Origin of the sequence: Cellulomonas terrae (assembly GCF_007990265.1) — a bacterium.
Taxonomy (GTDB): Bacteria; Actinomycetota; Actinomycetes; order Actinomycetales; family Cellulomonadaceae; genus Cellulomonas; species Cellulomonas terrae.
This window is the reverse complement of the sequence record NZ_BJWH01000016.1, coordinates 37,206-55,938: the sequence shown is the minus strand read 5'-3', so window position 1 is coordinate 55,938 and position 18,733 is coordinate 37,206. Positions and strand designations below refer to the sequence as shown.

The 18,733-nt window shown below is 72.7% G+C and carries 13 protein-coding genes and 1 tRNA gene; 5 read left to right on the top strand and 9 right to left on the bottom strand.

Annotation, left to right across the window (positions count from 1 at the left end):
* Positions 1-8 precede the first annotated feature (8 nt).
* The 5 genes from thrC to CTE05_RS14350 are packed head-to-tail and all read right to left on the bottom strand — an operon-like array spanning position 9 to position 6,824.
* Positions 9-1,100 carry a threonine synthase gene (gene thrC, locus CTE05_RS14370; protein ID WP_146847006.1) on the bottom strand — a complete coding sequence of 364 codons (1,092 nt, stop codon included), beginning with the start codon at positions 1,098-1,100 and terminating at the stop codon, positions 9-11.
* The gene (locus CTE05_RS14365; RefSeq protein WP_146847005.1) at positions 1,100-2,458 is read right to left on the bottom strand and encodes a homoserine dehydrogenase; all 1,359 of its coding nucleotides are present in this window, start codon (positions 2,456-2,458) and stop codon (positions 1,100-1,102) included. The genes thrC and CTE05_RS14365 overlap by 1 nt, the downstream gene beginning before the upstream one ends.
* Positions 2,459-2,512: 54 nt before the next feature.
* Positions 2,513-3,874 carry a diaminopimelate decarboxylase gene (lysA, locus tag CTE05_RS14360; protein WP_146847004.1) on the bottom strand — a complete coding sequence of 454 codons (1,362 nt, stop codon included), beginning with the start codon at positions 3,872-3,874 and terminating at the stop codon, positions 2,513-2,515.
* The gene (argS, locus tag CTE05_RS14355; RefSeq protein ID WP_146847003.1) at positions 3,871-5,550 is read right to left on the bottom strand and encodes an arginine--tRNA ligase; all 1,680 of its coding nucleotides are present in this window, start codon (positions 5,548-5,550) and stop codon (positions 3,871-3,873) included. Before argS ends, lysA begins: the two co-directional genes overlap by 4 nt.
* The gene (locus CTE05_RS14350) at positions 5,547-6,824 is read right to left on the bottom strand and encodes an MFS transporter (protein ID WP_246123630.1); all 1,278 of its coding nucleotides are present in this window, start codon (positions 6,822-6,824) and stop codon (positions 5,547-5,549) included. Before CTE05_RS14350 ends, argS begins: the two co-directional genes overlap by 4 nt.
* A 115-nt stretch (positions 6,825-6,939) precedes the next feature.
* Between CTE05_RS14350 and CTE05_RS14345 the strand changes: the two genes are divergently transcribed.
* Complete coding sequence (locus tag CTE05_RS14345; RefSeq protein WP_146847002.1) at positions 6,940-7,590, top strand: FadR/GntR family transcriptional regulator; 651 nt, start codon at positions 6,940-6,942, stop codon at positions 7,588-7,590.
* A gap of 1 nt (position 7,591) precedes the next feature.
* Here CTE05_RS14345 and CTE05_RS14340 read toward each other — a convergent pair whose 3' ends face one another.
* Together CTE05_RS14340 and CTE05_RS14335 are read right to left on the bottom strand one after the other, a co-directional pair.
* Positions 7,592-8,887 (bottom strand): glycoside hydrolase family 32 protein, encoded by a 1,296-nt coding sequence (locus CTE05_RS14340; RefSeq protein WP_146847001.1) that lies wholly within the window; start codon positions 8,885-8,887, stop codon positions 7,592-7,594.
* A gap of 56 nt (positions 8,888-8,943) precedes the next feature.
* Positions 8,944-10,710: a glycoside hydrolase family 68 protein gene (locus tag CTE05_RS14335; protein ID WP_246123628.1), complete on the bottom strand. Its 1,767-nt coding sequence runs from the start codon at positions 10,708-10,710 to the stop codon at positions 8,944-8,946.
* Positions 10,711-11,372: 662 nt separating this feature from the next.
* Between CTE05_RS14335 and CTE05_RS14330 the strand changes: the two genes are divergently transcribed.
* The 3 genes from CTE05_RS14330 to CTE05_RS14320 all read left to right on the top strand — a co-directional run bounded on the left by CTE05_RS14330 (position 11,373) and on the right by CTE05_RS14320 (position 14,555).
* Complete coding sequence (locus tag CTE05_RS14330) at positions 11,373-12,200, top strand: choice-of-anchor L domain-containing protein (protein ID WP_146847000.1); 828 nt, start codon at positions 11,373-11,375, stop codon at positions 12,198-12,200.
* Between the two features lie 182 nt (positions 12,201-12,382).
* Positions 12,383-14,398, top strand: coding sequence for a glycoside hydrolase family 32 protein (locus CTE05_RS14325; protein ID WP_146846999.1), 2,016 nt, complete (start codon positions 12,383-12,385; stop codon positions 14,396-14,398).
* An 81-nt stretch (positions 14,399-14,479) separates the two neighbouring features.
* Positions 14,480-14,555, top strand: a tRNA-Arg gene (locus tag CTE05_RS14320).
* Between the two features lie 42 nt (positions 14,556-14,597).
* Here the strand turns inward: CTE05_RS14320 and CTE05_RS14315 are convergent.
* Entirely contained in the window at positions 14,598-14,990 is a 393-nt protein-coding gene (locus tag CTE05_RS14315; protein WP_146846998.1) for a MerR family transcriptional regulator, read from the bottom strand.
* 57 nt (positions 14,991-15,047) lie between these two features.
* On the opposite strand from CTE05_RS14315, the gene CTE05_RS14310 reads away from it, so the two are divergent.
* Entirely contained in the window at positions 15,048-16,286 is a 1,239-nt protein-coding gene (locus CTE05_RS14310) for an MFS transporter (protein WP_146846997.1), read from the top strand.
* Between the two features lie 38 nt (positions 16,287-16,324).
* On the opposite strand, the gene CTE05_RS14305 is transcribed toward CTE05_RS14310, so the two are convergent.
* Positions 16,325-18,691, bottom strand: a complete 2,367-nt coding sequence (locus CTE05_RS14305; RefSeq protein ID WP_146846996.1) for an arylsulfatase — start codon at positions 18,689-18,691, stop codon at positions 16,325-16,327.
* Between the last annotated feature and the right edge of the window lie 42 nt (positions 18,692-18,733).

Sequence of the window (18,733 nt, the reverse complement as noted above, 5' to 3'; positions counted from 1 at the left end):
GCGGGGCCTCAGTCCAGGCCGAGCGCGGTGGCGATGGACACGACGTCGGACGAGATCCGCACCGGCACGACGTCGCTGCCGTCGGGGGTGCGCAGCGCCCACTGCGGGTCCTTGAGCCCGTGCCCGGTGACCGTGATCACGATGCGGGCTCCGGCCGGGACGCGGCCCTGCTCGCTGAGCATGAGCAGCCCGGCGACGCCGGACGCCGAGGCGGGCTCGACGAAGATCCCGACCTCCGCGGACAGGACGCGGTGCGCGGCGAGGATCTGCTCGTCGGTGACCGCCTCGATGAGGCCGCCGGAGACGTCGCGCGCCTCCTCGGCCTGCTGCCACGAGGCGGGGTTGCCGATCCGGATGGCCGTGGCGATGGTCTCGGGGTGGTCGACCGGGTGGCCCTTGACGATCGGTGCGGCGCCCGCGGCCTGGAAGCCCCACATGATCGGCGTGCGCGTCGCGACCGCGGCGTGCGCGGCGCCCGCGTCGAGCCCCGCGTACTCGCGGTAGCCCTTCCAGTACGCGGTGATGTTGCCGGCGTTGCCGACCGGGAGAACGTGGATGTCCGGGGCGTCGCCCAGGGCGTCGACGATCTCGAACGCGCCCGTCTTCTGGCCCTCGATGCGGTCGGGGTTGACCGAGTTCACGAGCTCGACCGGGTACGCCTCGGCGAGCTTGCGCGCCGCGACCAGGCAGTCGTCGAAGTTGCCGTCGACCTGCAGGAGCGTGGCGCCGTGCGCGATGGCCTGGCTGAGCTTGCCCATCGCGATCTTGCCGTCCGGCACCAGCACCGCGCAGACCATGCCCGCGCGCGTGGCGTACGCCGCGGCCGACGCGGACGTGTTGCCCGTCGACGCGCAGACGACGGCCTTGGCGCCGCGGCCGGCCGCCGCCGACATGGCGGTCGTCATGCCGCGGTCCTTGAACGACCCGGTCGGGTTCATGCCCTCGACCTTGATGAACACCTCGGCGCCCGTGCGCTGCGAGAGCGTCGGGGACGGGACGAGCGGGGTGCCGCCCTCGCCGAGCGTGATGACACGCTCCTGGACGTGGGCGGGCAGACGGTCGGCGTACTCGGCGATCACGCCACGCCACTGGTGGGCCATCAGGCTCCCTCGACTCGCAGGACGGACACGACACGACGCACGACGTCGAGGCCGGTGATGGCCTCGACCGTGCTGCGCAACGCGTGCTCGGGGGCCGCGTGCGTGGTGATCACCAGGCGCGCGTAGTCGGCGTCGGGCGTCTCGGTGACCGGGGTCTGACGGACCGCCTCGATCGACACGTCGTGCGACGCCAGCACCGTCGAGACCTGGGCGAGCACGCCGGGGCGGTCCGCGACCTCGAGCCGGACCTGGTAGCGGGTGCGGGCCGCGGCGGCCGGCAGGACGGGCAGCTCGGCGTAGCGGGACTCGATGGGCCCCTTGCCGCCGAGCACGCGGTGGCGCGCGACCGACACGACGTCACCGAGCACGGCCGACGCGGTGGGCTCGCCGCCGGCGCCACGGCCGTAGAACATGAGCTCGCCCGCGGCCTCCGCCTCGACGAACACCGCGTTGTAGGCGCCGCGCACGTTCGCCAGCGGGTGGCTGACGGGGACCAGGGCGGGGTGGACCCGGACCTGCACGCCCTCGACACCGTCGGCGGTGCCGCGCTCCGCGATGGCGAGGAGCTTGAGCACGTAGCCGGTGCGCTGGGCCCACAGGACGTCGTCGGCCGTGAGGGACGTGATGCCCTCGCGCGACACGTCCTCGATGGACACCCGCGTGTGGAACGCGAGGGAGGCCAGGATCGCGGCCTTCGCGGCCGCGTCGTACCCCTCGACGTCGGCCGTCGGGTCCGCCTCCGCGTAGCCCAACGCCTGGGCCTCCTTGACGGCCTGGTCGAGGTCCAGGCCCTCGGACGCCATCTTGTCCAGCACGTAGTTGGTGGTGCCGTTGACGATGCCGAGCACGCGCGTCACGCGGTCCCCCGCGAGCGACTCGCGCACCGGCCGGACGATCGGGATGGCGCCCGCGACGGCGGCCTCGAAGTACACGTCCACGCCCGCCTCGTCGGCCGCGGCGTACAGCGTCGGGCCGTCCTGCGCGAGGAGGGCCTTGTTCGCGGTCACGACGGACGCGCCGCCGGCGATCGCCCGCAGCAGCAGGCTCCGCGCGGGCTCGATGCCGCCCATGACCTCGACGACGACGTCCGCGCGCTCGACCAGCGCCTCGGCGTCGGCGGTGAGCAGCGCGCGGTCGACCACCGCGTCCCGCTCCGTCTCGACGTCCCGGACGGCGACGCCGACGAGCTCGAGCGGCGCGCCCACGCGCGAGGCCAGGTCCGCCGCCTGCGTCGTGAGCAGCCGCACCACCTCCGTGCCGACGACGCCGCAGCCGAGGACGGCGACGCGCAGGGACGGGTGGGCGGGCACGGGCGAGGGCACGGGACGGCCTCCAGTCGGATCGGGCGGGAGCGCCATCAGGATAGGGGTGCGTCCCGCCTGTCGGGACGTGCGGTCCGACCGGTGGGCCCGTCAGCCGAGGTCGAGCGCCAGGAGGTCGTCCTCGGTCTCGCGGCGGACCAGCACGCGGGACCCGCCGTCGGTCACCGCGACCACCGGCGGGCGTGGCACGTGGTTGTAGTTGGAGGCCATGGAGCGGCCGTACGCGCCGGTCGCCGCGACGGCGAGCAGGTCCCCGGCGCGGACGTCGGCGGGCAGCTGTACGTCGTGCACGACGATGTCGCCGGACTCGCAGTGCTTGCCGACGACGCGCGCCGGCACCGTCTGCGCGGTGGCGAGCCGGCCGACGACCTCCGCGTGGTACTGCGCGCCGTACAGGGCGGGACGGATGTTGTCGCTCATGCCGCCGTCGATCGACACGTAGGTCCGGACGCTGCCGTCGTCGATCCGCACGGGCTTGACCGTGCCGACCGTGTAGAGCGTCAGTCCGGCCGGGCCGACGATCGCGCGGCCGGGCTCGATGGAGAACCGCGGCAGCGGCGTCCCCAGGTCGGCGGCGGTGGCCTGCACCGACGCGGCGACGTCCTTCGCGATCCGGTCCGGGTCGAGGGCGACCTCCCCCGGCAGGTACGCGATGCCGTAGCCGCCGCCGAGGTCGACCTCGTCGACCAGCACCCCGGTGCGTTCCCCGAGCTGGGCGCGCAGGGTGAGCACCGCGCGGGCCGCGACCTCGAACCCGGACGGGTCCAGGATCTGCGAGCCGATGTGCGAGTGGATGCCGAGCAGCCGCAGCTCCGGACGCGCGAGCACCGCGAGCAGCCCCTGCATCGCCGGCGAGTCCCCGTCGGGCGAGGCGATCGAGAGGCCGAACTTCTGGTCCTCGTGGGCGGTGGAGATGTACTCGTGGCCGCCCGCGTGCACACCGGTGGTCACGCGGACCATCACCGGTGCCGGCTCTCCCCCGCGCGTGGCGACGGCGTCGGCGACCCGGTCGAGCTCGACGAGCGAGTCGACGATGATCCGGCCGACGCCCGCGTCGAGCGCGCGGGCGATCTCCGCGTCCGACTTGTTGTTGCCGTGCAGGCCGATGTCGGCACCGGGGATCCCGGCGCGCAGCGCGACCGCGAGCTCGCCGCCCGTGGCGGTGTCGACGCGCAGGCCCTCCTCGTGCACCCACTGCGCGACCGCGACGGACAGGAACGCCTTGCCCGCGTAGTACACGTCGACGCCGGCACCGATCTCCGCGAACGCCGTCTCGAACGCGCGGCGGTAGCCGCGGGCGCGGGCGCGCAGGTCGGCCTCGTCGAGGACGTAGGCCGGGGTGCCGTGCTCGACCGCGAGCTCGCGCACGTCGACCCCCGCGACCGACACGGACCCGTCGGCCGTCCGGGCGACGCCCGTGGACCAGGGCTCGCCGGGGATCGTCGTGCTCACATGCGCTCCGGCGCGGAGACGCCCAGCATCCCCAGCCCGTTGGCGAGGACCTGGCGGGTCGCGTCGTTGAGCCACAGGCGGGTGCGGTGCACGTCGCCGACGACCTCGTCGCCGAAGGGGGCGACGCGGCGCTGGTCGTACCACTTGTGGTAGCTGCCGGCGAGCTCCTCCAGGTACCGGGCGACGCGGTGCGGCTCACGCAGCTCGGCGGCCCGCGCGACCACGCGCGGGAACTCGGCGATGCGTCCGAGCAGCACGGACTCGCTCTCGTGGTCCAGCAGGGACGCGTCGAAGCCGTCCTCGCGACGGACCCCCGCCTCGGCGGCGTTGCGGCCGACGTTGACGGTGCGGGCGTGCGCGTACTGGACGTAGAAGACGGGGTTCTCGTTCTTCGCGCTGGAGAGCAGGTCGAGGTCCAGGTCGATCATCGAGTCGGCCGACGAGCGGGCCAGCGCGTACCGGGCGGCGTCGACCCCGACGGCATCCACGAGGTCGTCGATGGTCACGACGGTGCCCGCGCGCTTGCTCATCCGGACCGGGGCGCCGTCCTTGACCAGGTTCACCAGCTGCCCGATGAGGATCTCCAGGTTGACGCCCGGGGTGTCCCCGAACGCGGCGCAGATCGCCATCATGCGGCCGATGTACCCGTGGTGGTCGGCGCCGAGCATGATGACGACGCGGTCGAAGCCGCGCTCCCGCTTGTCCAGGTAGTACGCGATGTCGCCCGCGATGTAGGCGGCCTCGCCGTTGGACCGGATGATCACGCGGTCGCGGTCGTCGCCGAACGTCGTGGTGCGCAGCCAGACGGCACCGTCGGCCTCGAAGACGTGACCGAGCTCCCGCAGACGCTCGACGGCGTGGTCGACGGCACCGGACTTGTGCAGCGAGTCCTCGTGGAAGTAGACGTCGAACTCGACGCCGAAGTCCTCGAGCGACTTGCGGATCTCAGCGAACATCAGGTCCACACCGCGCGCCCGGAAGGCCTCGTTCGCCTCGTCGAACGGCAGGGTCCGCGGGTCGGTCTCGCCGGCCGCGAGCGCGTCGGCCACGACCTGCTCCGCGATCTCGGAGATGTAGTTGCCGCCGTAGCCGTCCTCGGGCGCCGGCTCGCCCAGCGCCCGCGCCAGCAGCGAGCGCGAGAACCGGTCGATCTGCGCGCCGTGGTCGTTGAAGTAGTACTCGCGGCTCACCGCGGCACCGGACGCCTGGAGCACGCGGGCCAGGCTGTCGCCGACCGCCGCCCAGCGCACGCCGCCGATGTGCAGCGGACCCGTCGGGTTGGCGGACACGAACTCGAGGTTGAGCGCGACGCCGGCGAGCGTCTCGTTCTGGCCGTACTCGCTGCCCTGCTCGACGACGGAGCGTGCGAGCTCACCGGCCGCAGCGGCGTCGAGGCGGATGTTGAGGAAGCCGGGACCCGCGACCTCGACGCTGGCGACGCCCGCGGTCTGCGCGAGACGCCGCGCGAGCTCCTCGGCGAAGGCGCGCGGGTTGGTGCCGGCCTTCTTGGCCAGCTGCATGGCCACGTTGGTGGCCCAGTCGCCGTGGTCGCGCTGCCGGGGTCGCTCGAGGTGCACGGTCGCGGGGATCGCGGCGGGGTCGAGGGCGAACGTCCCGTCGTCGACGGCGTGCACGAGGGCGGCCCGGAGGGCCTCGGAGAGCTGGGCGGGAGTCACGCCTGAAAGGGTACCGAGCCCGTCATCGGCTCCGGACCGAGCATCGTCGGCCGGCACGCGAACCAGCCCGCCACCAGCAGCAGGCCCACCAGCCCGAGCAGCACCAGGAACGGCGCCTCCCACGAGCCCGTCGCGACGTGCAGGACACCGATCCCGACCGGTCCGACGACCGCGAGCGCGTACCCGAGGCCCTGCACCATCCCGGACAGGGCGACGGCGATCGCGGGTGTGCGTGACCGCAGGCCGATGAGCGCGAGCATGATCGGGAACGTCCCCGGACCGATGCCGAGCAGGATCATCCAGACCGCGGTCCCGTGCGCGGGGGCGAGCATCAGGCCGAGCAGACCGGCCACCCAGCACGCGGCGAACCCGACGACCAACGGGTACGGGTTGCGCATCCGGGCGGTCAGCACCGGGGAGACGAGCGACGCGGGCAGGCCGAGGATCGCGAAGACCGCCAGCCACCGGCCGCCGGCGTCGGCGCCCAGTCCCGCGTCGGCCAGGATCTCCGGCAGCCACGCGAACAGGACGTAGGTGCAGGTGGTGTTGGCGAAGAACGTGAGGACGAGCGCCCACGCCAGTCCGGAGCGCCGGACGAGCCGGCTCTCGGCGGCCCCCGCCCGCACGAGCACGGCCGGGCGCTCGCTGCGTGGTGCTCGCCGGACCAGGGTGCGCAGGTGCGAGCGCGCCGACACCGACTGCGCGACCACGACCACCCACGGCACCACGGCCGCGAACCCGAGGACCGCCCACATCCCCACCGACCAGCGCCAGCCGACGGCCTGCGCCACCGGCAGCGCGACCAGCGGCGGCACCGCGGCGCTCACGGACATCGCCACCGAGTAGGACGCCGTGACCGTCCCGATGCGGTCGGGGAAGTACCGCTTGACCAGCGGCGGGAGCAGCACGTTGCCCATCCCCAGGCCACCCAGCGCGAGGACGGACCAGCCGATGAACGCCGGAGCGCTCCCGGCCAGCGCCCGCAGGAGCTCCCCGGTCATCGACAGCAGCAGCGCGAGGATCAGGGACGGCTCGAGCCCGAGACGACGCGCGACGGGTGTCGCGAGCGAGCCGAAGACCGCGAACGCCGCGACGGGGACCGTGCCGAGCAGACCGACCTGCGCGTCGCTCAGCGCGACGTCCTCCCGCACCACGCCGATGATCGGCGAGACGGCCGCGACCGCGATGCGCAGGTTGAGACCGACGAGGACGATGCCGGCCAGCACGACGAGCCTGCCGCGCCACGGAGCGCGCGGCGGCATGAGGGACTGCACGAAGAAGCTCCTGATCCGGGCGCCGCGGTGGCCGGAATCATCCGTCCGGGGGTCTGGCGTGCGCCCGACCGCCGGTGTTGACTGCACCGCATGCCTCGGAACGGAGCCTAACCGGATGGCGCGACGGACCGGACTGATCGACACCGCGGTCGACGAGCTCCGGGGACGCATCGAGACGGAGCAGTGGCCCGTCGGGACACGGATCCCCCCGGAGCCCGCCCTCGTCGACCTCCTCGGCGTCGGACGCAACACCGTCCGTGAGGCCGTGCAGTCCCTGGTCCACGCGGGACTGCTCGAACGACGGCAGGGGTCGGGCACCTACGTGCTGTCCCGGTCGGAGCTCGCCGTGACGATGGGCCGGCAGATCGCCGACGCCCGCCAGCGCGACGTCGTCGAGGTCCGCCGTGCCCTCGAGGTCGAGGCCGCCCGGCTGGCCGCCCGGCGCCGCACCGCCACGGACGCCGCCGCGCTGCTCCAGCGTCGCGACGAACGCGCCGCCGCCTACCATGCGGGCGACCTGGAGGCGATGGTCGCCACCGACCTCGACCTGCACCGCGCGATCGTCCGCGCCACCGCGAACCCGCTGCTGGTCACGCTCTACGAGAACCTGCTCGACGCGATCGGCGAGAACATCCGGTTCAACTTCGTCACCGACGCGCACGGTCACGACGCGCACGACCACCTGGTCGAGGCCATCGTCGCGGGCGACGACGGCGTGGCCGCCGACGAGACCACGCGTTACCTGTCCGCACTGCTGGGTGAGTGAGTCAGTCCCAGATCGACGCGAGCGGCCAGGACGTCAGCTCGCGCAGCCGGGCGTCGCCGCCCTCGGCCGTCAGCGACACGCCGCGTCCGCCGCGCGACGGGAACACGAGCATCGTCCCGGTCAGGGCACCGTCGTCGACGAACACCTCGACCGAGGACTCGTCGACCAGGACGTGCAGCCGCAGGACGCCGCCGCTCGGCCGGTACGGCACGGAACGCTGGAGGGGGAGGCCCGCCGGCCCTGCACCCCGGGTGCGGCTCATCACGAGCCGGCCCCCGTCACGGCTGTCGTAGCCGACCTCGACCGCCTCGACGACGCGGCCGTCGGCGTCCCGGCTCTCGTGGACCCGCAGGCCGACCGTGCTCGCGCCGCCCGTCTCGATCTCGGCCTCCAGCTCGAGCCGCGCACCGTCGAGCGGCAGGATCGTGTCCCGCCCGATCGATCGCGCGCCGACGCGAACGGCCTCGCCGCGCAGGGACTCGAGCTCCGGCACCGGTGCCTGGACGAGTCGGACCTCGCCGTCGACGGTCCTCAGGCCCAGGTCCCGCGGGACGCTCATCGCGTTCGTCCAGGGGTGGGTCGGCGCGGAGTACGGGTATCGCCAGCTGCCCATCCACCCCATCCACACCCGCCGCCCGTCGGGGGCGTGCTCGTAGGACTGCGCGGCGTAGAAGTCCTGCCCGACGTCGGTCTGCTGCACGGTGTCGGGTGGGACGGACGGGTCCCGGACGAACGTGGTCCCGTCGAAGTCGCCGACGAAGTACTGCGCCGTCGAGCCGTCGGTGGCGTCGCTGTCCCCCACCGAGACGGTCAGCACCCAGCGGGCCCTGTCCGGGTCACCGTCGACCGGCAGCGGGAACAGGTCCGGGCACTCCCACACCGCGCTGTGCAGGCCGTGGCCCGCGCCGAAGCGGCTGAGCTCCTCCCACCCGATCAGGTCGGGCGAGGAGAACAGCCCGACCTCGTCGCCCAGGCTCACGACCATCACCCAGCGTCGGCTCGGCTCGTGCCAGAACACCTTGGGGTCCCGGAAGTCCTTGCGCAGCGTGGTCCAGTGCACCGCGTCGGGGCTGACCGCGTGCGCCCAGGTGCCGTCCTGCTGGTGGAACAGGTGCCACTCTCCCGCGTCGTAGACGAGCCCGTTCGGGTCGGCGAGGCGTCCTGCCGGCGGTGAGTAGTGGAACTGCGGGCGCCATCGCTCGGCATAGGTGGCCCGAGGTGACGGAGCGGGACGCGGCTCGTCGGACGACGTGCACCCGCCCAGCCCGAGGACCAGGGCGACGACGACCGCGACCACGCGCGTGCGACCCCCGCCGGGACGGGGGTCGCACGCGCGCTCGGTCCGGACCCCGGTCAGGGAGTCGGCCTCGGGTCCGGCGCCGGGTCCACCGGCTGGGCCTCGTTCGCCGGGATGTCACCGTAGGCGCCGAGACCGCCGTCGCCGTAGCTGCGGTCGACGACCGCAGAGGTGCCCGCGATCGACAGGTGCACCGTCGGTGCGAGCGTCCCCCCGCGCCGCACGTCCGGGTTGCCGATCGCGTCGATGAACGACTCCACGAGCCCGTTCGGCATCACGTAGTGCGAGTACGCCTGGAAGGTGTGCGGCGACTGGCCCTCGGCCGGCATGGCCGACGTGCCGACCCCGAAGGCCAGGTTCGTCGGGTTGCCGAGCGCGAGCCCGCTGCCCTCGTTGAGCGGCTGGAAGTCCGAGCGGATCCCGTTGCCGACGAACCCGTACACGCCGTCGGGACCGTCCATGTACCAGAACCGCGGATCGGCCGAGTCCACCCCCGGACCGCGCGCGAACGTGCTGCGGTGGCTGATGGTGAACAGGTAGTACTTCCCGTTCTGCAGGTAGATCTGCGGACGTTCGGTCTGGTCGTTGACGCAGTTGCCGGACAGGATCGGCGGGAGGAACCGCCACTGCGTCAGCGCCTTGTTCTCCGCGACCGCGAGCCCGACGTTGGCCATCTGGAAGTTGGCGCCGTTCGCCGTCACCGTCTCGGGGTCCTCCGCGTACGGGTCCCCCTCGCGGTACCCGAGGTCCGCCGCCGTGCAGGTGACCGCTCCGCGCTGACCCCCGGTGTTGCCCTCGAACACCATGAACGTCTTCCCCGGGTGCGCCGGGTCCTCGAAGGTGAACGGGTCACGGAAGTTGACGAACGGGTTCTGCTCCTTGGTCTGGTAGTAGGTGCCGTCCGGCACCAGGAGCTGGTGCTGGTCCCGGAACCCCGTCATCCAGACGCCGTTCTCGTCGGCGAAAAGGCGCCCCTCGGTCTGCACGATCCGCGGGTCCGCGGGCTTGATGTCCTCGTCGTTCGCGTTCCGGTAGAAGGCGACCGCGGTGTAGAACAGCCGGAGCTTGTTCCCCTCCATCAGCCGCGTCGAGCCGGACCACTCGGTGACCGTCGTGAACGTCTGGTCCTCGAAGATGGCGCCCGCGGCGCCGTCCTGGAACACGTGGCCGCCGTAGATCCAGCCGCCGTTGGCCGGGCGCTCGTCAGCGGGCACACCGGCCTTGCGGTAGAAGAAGCCGAGGCGCGCGTGGGTGTGCCGGGCGTCGAACGTGTAGCCCGCGTTGGGGTCGGCGGTCAGGGAGAAGATGACCTCCCAGCCCTTGAAGCTGATCTGGTCCGCCGCCGCGTCCGTCAGGGTCCAGGTGTCCCAGACCCACACCTGCGTGCCGTTCGGGTCGGTGAGGATCGGGAAGTCCTGCGGGATCTCCGGCATGGAGTACTCCGGAGGCATCGAGTTCTCTCCCGCGGGTGCGTCGGGGTCGGACATGGCCCGCAGCTGGAGCGCGTCGGCCCGGGTCCACCTCGCCGTGAAGTTCTCCTCCGGGTCGTAGGCGCGCTGGCTGTGGATCGACGGCGCCGGGTAGCCGGGCAGCCGCAGCACGGACACGTCCTCGTCGTCCACCTCCGGCGACGGTGACTCCGGCTCGGAGGACTCGGGTGCGGGCGACTCGGGTACGGGCGACTCCGTGGGGGTCGTCGGTTCGTCGGTCGTCGTCGGTGCGGCGGTGGCCGACGGGCTCGTGGCCGGCGACGGGGCCGGATCGTCCGCGAGCGCAGCGGGTGCGCCCAGGAGGCTGGTCGCGACGAGCACGGACGCGGTCATGACGGCTGTCGCCGTCCTGCCGGCCGCACGCCGCCGGGGTGTGCTGGTCGATGAATTCACGTCGGTTCGCTCCCTCGAGTGAACGTGCAACGACTCGAGCGACGACCCCGTCCTCCCCCACCGCGGTCAGGGTAGGCACCGCCTCCCCGGACCCGTCAAGGGCCGCATCACAGTTCGTCGTGACAACCGTCACCGTGCGGTTGACGGGGCTCGGGAGCGGGTGTACGCCTGACTCTCGGGCCACGGAACCGGCGCACGGACGCCCGTCTCCACAGGGTTCCCGGCGGTCGAGACCGCGCCGCCGCCAGCCACTTCAGCGCGGCATCCCGCGCGCCCTGAAGCGCCACGGAGAAGGGAGCGCGAACGACGGTCGCCGACCAGGTCGGCGACGCAGGCTCCAGGTGCACGACCGCTGCGCGGCCGTGCGCCACCTCGGGTAGACGACCGATGCATCCCCCATCGCGACCCGGCGCGCCCAGCGCGCCCGCGCCGGCCAGGCACGAGCCAGGTCGACGCACCCGACGAGGACCTGGAGCATCATGAAGCCTCCGATGACAGGACGACGTGCGCGAAGGGGCGCACGTGCGGCGATCGTAGGGATCGCCCTGACGGCACTGGCCGGCTCACTGACGAGCACGGCGCAGGCCTCTCCCGGCCAGAGCGTGACGACGCTGCGCGAGACGACCCCGGTCTCGCTCGCCAGCGAGCTCACCGGTCGCAACGTGACCATCAGGTCCGCCACCTTCACGGGCTCACCCGTCCAGGGCGGGCTGTTCGCGGACGCCGGCTTCGGCGCCTTCCCGACGACCGGGGTGGCGCTGACCTCCGGCTCGCTGATCGATGCCGACCCGGCGTCCGACGAGGACGTGGACTTCACGCGGTCCGCCGTGCTCGGTCCGAACTCGTCCCTCACGACGACCGGCGACCTCGGCGGCGCGGGCGACGAGACCCTGGCCGCACTCGCCGGTGCGACGACGTACGACGCGGCGACCCTGGCCATCGAGGTCGTCCCGAAGGGACGGACACTGCGTCTGACGTACCTGATGGGCTCGGAGGAGTACGCCACGTGGGCGCAGAGCGGGTACGGCGACGCCTTCGCGATCTGGGTCGACGGGACGCCGTGCTCGTTCGTCCCGGGTTCGGACACGCTCGTCGGGACGTCGACCGTGAACGCCTCGGTCAACAGTGCGTACTACGTGGCGAACTTCGCGCCGAACGACCCCGGTGCCGGCGGCCAGGACACGGAGATGAACGCGTTCACCGTCCCCTTGACCTGCACGGCGACCGTGACGCCGCGTGAGCCGACGACCGTCCGCGTCTCGGTGGCGGACACTCGTGACGGCCAGCTGGACAGCACCGTGCTGCTCCAGTCGGACTCGCTGAGGTCCACGCAGGTGCCCACCACGATCGGTGACCTCCTGTGCCGGCTGCTGCCGTGGCTCCCCTGGTGCCCCGACGGTTCGGGGTGGAACGGCCCGACCGCGGTGTGACCTGCGCCGCGGGCCCCTCCCGTGCGTGCGTGCACGGGAGGGGCCTTGACGGTGCCCACCGTTCAGGGGAAGGCTTTCTCTCACGCGCTTGATCAATCGATTTAGCACGCCGAACGAGTGTCTTGCCCCGCGCCGAGCCGCCGGGGGGAGGGGCACGCTCGTCGACGAGAGGCGAGTCAACGATGACTCACGGTCCCGCTTCCCCAGCCCTGCGCCGCTGCGGCCTGACGGTGCTCGCCACCGTCCTGGCGGCCACGGCCGCGGTCGCACCTTCCGACGTGGCCCCGGCCCAGGCGGCCGACGAACCAGACTCCTACCGCGCTCGCTACCACTTCACGGTGCCCGACCACTGGAAGAACGACCCCCAGCGCCCGGTCGTGATCGACGGCACCACGCACTACTACTACCTCTACAACGCCGACTACGACGATGCCGTGGGAACCGCCTGGCGGCTCGCGACGACCACGGACAACGTCGTCTTCCACGACCAGGGCGTCGCCGCCCCGAAGGCCACCAACGCCAACTACGACCTGTGGTCAGGATCAGCGGTGGTGGACACCGCCGGTACCGCCGGCTTCGGCGCGGGCGCGGTCGTCATGCTGGTCACGCAGATGGACCACCCCACCCCCGCACAGATCCTCGACGCCTCCGGGCCGCAGGCGCAGTTCCTCTGGTACTCCACCGACGGCGGACGGAACTTCCGGCCCGCCGGGGAGGATCCCGTCATCCCGAACGGCGGCCGGCGCGACTTCCGCGACCCCAAGGTGATCTGGGACGCCGAGCGGGAGCGCTGGGTCGCCCTGATCGCGGAGGGGCAGCGCATCGGGTTCTGGACGTCGCCGAACCTGCGGGACTGGGTCCGCGTCTCGGAGTACGTGAACACCGGGCTCGGCGTGCTCGAGTGCCCCGACCTGTTCCAGATCCGCGCCGACGACGGCACCCTGCACTGGGTCATGGGCCTGAGCGGCAACGGCTACCTGACGGGCGCACCCAGCACGTACGCCTACTGGACCGGCTCGTTCGACGGGACGACCTTCGTACCCGACGCCCCGGACCCGCAGTGGCTCGACCACGGGTTCGACTGGTACGGCGCGGTGACCTGGGCCGACCCGACGGCCCCGGCCCAGGACCGCCGGCTCGCGGTCGCGTGGATGAACAACTGGTCCTACCCCTACACGACACCGACCTGGGCGGCGGACGGCTTCAACGGCACCGACTCGATCACCCGCGAGATCCGGCTCACGCGCTCTGTCGCCGGGTACAGCCTGGTCTCGCAGCCGGTCTCCACCCTGGACGACCTCGCGACCTCGGTCGCCCATCTCGGCACGTTCCACGTCGACGGCCACCTTCCGCTCGACTACCGCGGCGACGCGTACCAGCTGGAGGCCGACATCAGCTGGGACGACGCGACGAACGTCGGGCTGCAGCTGCGCAGGTCGGCCGACGGGACGCGGCACGCCGACGTCGGCGTGCACGGCGACGTCAGCTACCTGAACCGCGGCGGCACCGGCAACCCCGACCCGTCCGGCCAGAAGTGGGAGAGCCACGCCCCGTTCGACCCCACCTCCGACCGGGTGCACCTGCGCATCCTCGTCGACCGGACGACCGTCGAGGTGTTCGTCGACGACGGACGGTACGTCCACTCGAGCCAGGTCTTCGCCGACCCTGACGACACCGGCCTCGCGCTGTACACCTCGGGCGGCGCCGCCACGTTCTCCGACGTCACCATCACGGAGCTCGCCGCGGGCGAGCAGCGCCCCGCACGCGTGCTGGCCGACTTCGAGGGCGGGTCCTGGGGTCCGGGATGGACCGCGGAGGGCAGCTTCGCCGGTGCGGGCCCGACCGCGTCGGCCCTGCCCGGCCAGGTCGGCGCCCACGTCCTGGACACGTTCGTGGGTGGAGGGGACGCCGCGACCGGCACGATCACGTCGCCACCGTTCACGGTCGACCGCCGGTACCTGAACGTGCTGGTGGGCGGGGGCGACCACCCGCTCGGCGCCGAGCCGGCCACGTCCGTCAACCTCCTGGTGGACGGGCACCCCGTCCGCACCGCCACCGGGGACGACACCGGACGGCTGCGGCCGGTCCGCTGGGACCTCACCGACCTCGCCGGCCGGCAGGCGCAGGTCCAGGTGCTCGACGACGCGACCGGCGCCTGGGGGCATCTGATGGTCGACCACGTCGTCCTCAGCGACTAGCCCGACCCCCGGTGCGCTGCCGCCCGACCCGGCGACGGCTGGTAGTGTCGTGCACCGCATCGACCCCCGGGTCGGTGAGTGGCCCGCGTAGCTCAGTGGATAGAGCGTCTGCCTCCGGAGCAGAAGGTCGAAGGTTCGAGTCCTTTCGCGGGCACCATCCCCAGGAGCCGTACCGCTGACGCCAGCGGTGCGGCTCTCGTCATGTGGTCGCGCCCGCGTTCTCCAGCACGGCGGTCGCGTGCTCGGTCCGCTGGAGGTAGTCGCACAGCGTGCGGCGGCTCTTCGTCAGGCACGCGATGCGCTCGTCGAGCCCGGTGAGCTCCTCGGCGAGCAGCTCCGCGACCTGCCGGGTGCACGACGGGGCGAGGTCCTCGACCCGGACGTCCTCGAGGTCGAGCAGCACGCGTGCGAGCCGCGTCGGCACTCCGGCGCGGACCAGCCCGACGACCTGCTCGACGCGCGCGACCTCCTGCTCGTCGTAGGTGCGGTACGTGTTCGTGGTGCGCGCCGGGGAGATGAGGCCCTGCTCCTCGTAGTACCGCAGGAGCCGGGTGGACACCCCGGTGCGGCGGGCGAGCTCACCGATCTTCACGACGATCCTCCGGTCCCCTTGACCTTCACAGTGATGTCAAAGTTTAGCGTCGCAGACATGGACCTCTCCGCAACCCGCACCCGCTTGCCGTGGCCGAGCCTGGCCGTCCTCGGCGGCGCGACCTTCGTCATGGTCACCGGCGAGATGCTCCCCACCGCCGTCCTGCCGCAGATGAGCGCCGACCTCGGCGTCACGCAGGCGCGCACCGGCCTGCTCGTGTCGCTCTGGGCACTGACCGTCGTCGTCGCGACGTTCCCGCTGGTCCGGCTCACCCGTCGCTGGGAGCACCGCCCGGTCGTCGCCGGGGCGCTCGGTGTCTTCGCGGTCGCGTCGGCCCTCACCGCCGTCGCACCCACCTACGAGGCGACCGTCGCGGCCCGGCTGCTCGGTGCCGCCGTGTGCGGGCTGCTGTGGGCGACCGTCAACGCGCAGGTCGCCGACATCGTGCCCTCGCACGGGCTCGCCACCGGCGTCGCCGTGGTGCTCGGCGGGGCGACCCTCGGCACGGTCGTCGGCGTCCCGCTCGCGAGCTTCGTCGCCCAGGGATGGGACTGGCGCGTGGCGTTCGGGGCGCTCGCGGTGCTGGGCGGCGTGGCGGCGGTGCTGGTGCGGGCGGTGGTGACGGACGCGGTCGCGCCACGGTCGGCCGACGAGCGCACGGCCACACCCGTCGGGCAGCTGCGACCGGTGCTCGTCGTCGCCGGGCTCGTCGGCCTCGTGCTCGTCGGGCACTTCGCGGCGTTCACCTTCGTCACGCGGCTCGTGGCGGACGCGGCCCCAGGGCTGCCCGGTGGTGTGAGCGGGGCGCTCCTGGTGTTCGGCGCGTCGTCGGCCGTCGGGCTCGTGCTCGTCGGCCGGGTGCGGGACCGGTGGACCGGCACGGCCCTCCTGGCGGCGACGATGCTCGTGGCGGCCTCCGTGCTCGCCCTGTCCGTCGTGGACGGCAGCGCGCTGACCGGTCTCGTCGTGCTGGTGGCGTGGGGCCTCACGTCGGGCGCGCTCCCGCCGCTCGCGCAGACCCTCATCATGCGGACCGCCGGCCCCGAGCACCGCGCCACGGCCGGCGGGGTCATCCCCGTGGTGTTCAACCTGGGGATCGCCGTGGGCGCGGCACTCGGCAGCGTGATCGTCGAGCGGTCCGGCCCGGCCGCGCTCCCGGTGCCCGCCGCGGTCGTCGTGGCCGTGGCGGCCGTCGGGCTCGTCCTCGCGACCCGACCGCGCGCCGCCGCGCCGGCGACCGTCCAGGGCTCGGGCTCGCTCGTCGAGCCCGCCGTCTCGGCGCCGTGCCCGTCCTGAGGACCCCGTCGACCAGGCGGTGAGCGGGGCTGCGCCGTCTACTGCCGCGCCATGGCGATGCGCAGCCGTTCCTCGGGGTCGATGACGTGGTCGTGGTCGTCGGTGCCGACATCGAGCTGGACCCAGTGGATCTTGCCGGTGAAGCGGCTGGTCCGGGCGGTGTAGCCCGAGCTCACGGACGTGCCGGACTCGTACCCGACGTCCGTCGTCTCGTCGGCGGAGAACACCATCGGCTGCGTCGCCTCGACCCGGCCCGACCCCACCGGCGTGCCGTCGTGGAAGAGGGTCACGAGCCCACCCTTGGCCAGTCCGCCGCCGTCGTACGCGAACTCCATGCGCAGCTGGTGCGTGCCGGCGGGCACCGGTTCGTCGGCGCTGACGGTGAACTCGTGGATCCCCAGGACGTTGTAGGTGTACGTCAGCCGACCCCGGTCGACCCACACGCTCCAGCCGCCGAACCGCCCGCCCTGCGCGATGAGGACGCCGTGCACGCCGGGCTCGGGGACGTCGACCTCGGCCGTGATCGAGTAGGAGCGGTTCTTCATGCTCACGACGCTGTTCTCCGACAGCCGCCCCATGCCGGCGAAGAAGAGCTGCGACGTGCCGTGCAGGAGCGTGGGCCGCCCGGCCATCGAGGGTTCGATGCGCTCGGCCGTGCGGTCGTCGAGGGGCAGCACGCCGTACTTCGTCGCCTCGATCAGCCAGAGGCGCTGGAGCTTCGCGAGCAGCTCCGGTCGCTCGGCGGCCAGGTCGTGCGCCTGGCTGAAGTCGACGGAGCCGTCGTAGAGCTCCCACACGTCGTCGTCGAACGCCGGGATCGTGCCCCCGACCATGACCCAGGGCGTGCGGTGCTTGGTGACCGCGCTCCACCCGCGGTGGTAGATCCCCCGGTTGCCGAACATCTCGAAGTACTGCAGGTCGTGGCGCTCCGGGCTGTCCGGCTGGTCGAACGTGTAGAGCATGCTCGTGCCCTCCATGGGCGACTGCTGCACCCCGTTCACCATCGTCGGCTCGGGCAGCCCGGCGGCCTCCAGGATGGTCGGCGCCACGTCGATGACGTGCGTGAACTGGGAGCGCAGCCCGCCCCTCTCCGCGATCCCGTTGGGCCAGTGCACGATCGTCCCGTTGCGGGTGCCGCCCCAGTGCGACGCGACCTGCTTCGTCCACTGCAGGGGCGAGCACATCGCCCACGCCCACCCGACCGCGTAGTGGTTGTACGAGGACGGAGAGCCGAGCTCGTCGAGCTTGCTGATCAGGAACTCGGGCGTCTCCAGGGCGGCCATGCCGTTGAAGTTCGCCATCTCGTTGAACGCGCCGTTGAGCGTGCCCTCGGCCGACGCGCCGTTGTCGCCGATGATGTAGTAGACGAGCGTGTCGTCGAGGATCCCGAGGTCGTCCAGGGTGTCGACGATCCGGCCGACGTGGTGGTCGACGTGCTCGAGGAACCCGGCGTAGACCTCCATCTGGCGGGCCAGCACGGGCTTGAGCTCGTCGGGCATGTCGTCCCAGGACGGGATCTCCGCGTGGCGCGGCGTGAGGTCGGCGTCCTGCGGGACCACCCCGAGCTCCTTCTGCCGGGCGAACGTGCGTTCCCGCTGCACGTCCCACCCGTCGTCGAAGGCACCCGCGTACTTGTCCGCCCACTCCTTGGGCACGTGGTGCGGGGCGTGCGTGGCACCCGGAGCGAGGTAGACGAAGAACGGCTTGTCCGGCATGAGGGCCTTCTGCTGCCGGATCCAGCCCACTGCCCGGTCCGCCAGGTCCTCCGTGAGGTGGTAGCCCTCCTCGGCCGTCGCGGGCGGCTCGACCGGCGTCGTGCCGTCGTACAGCGCCGGGTCCCACTGGTTGTTCTCGCCGCCGATGAAGCCGTAGAAGGTCTCGAACCCCCCGCCGCCCGACGGCCAGGCGTCGAAGGGGCCCATCGGCGACGACTGCCAGACGGGCACCTCGTGGCACTTGCCGAACTGCGCGGTCGAGTACCCGTTGAGCTTGAGGGTCAGGGCGAGCGGCGCCTTCGTGTTCGGGCGCAGGGAGCTGTTGCCCGGTGCCGACGTCGCCGTCTCGGTGATGCTGCCCATGCCCACCGAGTGGTGGTTGCGGCCCGTCAGCAACGCCTGCCGCGTCGGCGCGCAGAGCGCCGTCGTGTGGAAGCGGTTGAAGCGCAGCCCGCCGCTCGCCAGCCGTTCCGCGGTCGGCGTGCTGCACGGGCCGCCGAACACGCTCGACGCCCCGAAGCCGACGTCGTCGAGCAGGACGACGAGGACGTTCGGCGCGCCCGGCGGCGGGAGGAGCGGCTCGATCGGCGGGAACGCCGTGTCCGGGTCCTTCGCGTCGTACGTCGTCAGCGTCGGCGCCGGCCGGTCCGGGATCGGCAGCATCGTGCGGGCGTGACTGTCGGGGCGCATCGGGTCCTCCGTCCGGAACCGGGCATCTCGCCCGCCTTCCTC

Bases quoted from the DNA above. Each gene is read 5' to 3' on its own strand.
- thrC (WP_146847006.1), bottom strand. From the start codon at position 1,100: ATGGCCCACCAGTGGCGTGGCGTGATCGCCGAGTACGCCGACCGTCTG.
- CTE05_RS14365 (WP_146847005.1), bottom strand. From the start codon at position 2,458: ATGGCGCTCCCGCCCGATCCGACTGGAGGCCGTCCCGTGCCCTCGCCC.
- CTE05_RS14345 (WP_146847002.1), top strand. From the start codon at position 6,940: ATGGCGCGACGGACCGGACTGATCGACACCGCGGTCGACGAGCTCCGG.
- CTE05_RS14335 (WP_246123628.1), bottom strand. From the start codon at position 10,710: ATGACCGCGTCCGTGCTCGTCGCGACCAGCCTCCTGGGCGCACCCGCT.
- CTE05_RS14325 (WP_146846999.1), top strand. From the start codon at position 12,383: ATGACTCACGGTCCCGCTTCCCCAGCCCTGCGCCGCTGCGGCCTGACG.
- CTE05_RS14310 (WP_146846997.1), top strand. From the start codon at position 15,048: ATGGACCTCTCCGCAACCCGCACCCGCTTGCCGTGGCCGAGCCTGGCC.
- CTE05_RS14305 (WP_146846996.1), bottom strand. From the start codon at position 18,691: ATGCGCCCCGACAGTCACGCCCGCACGATGCTGCCGATCCCGGACCGG.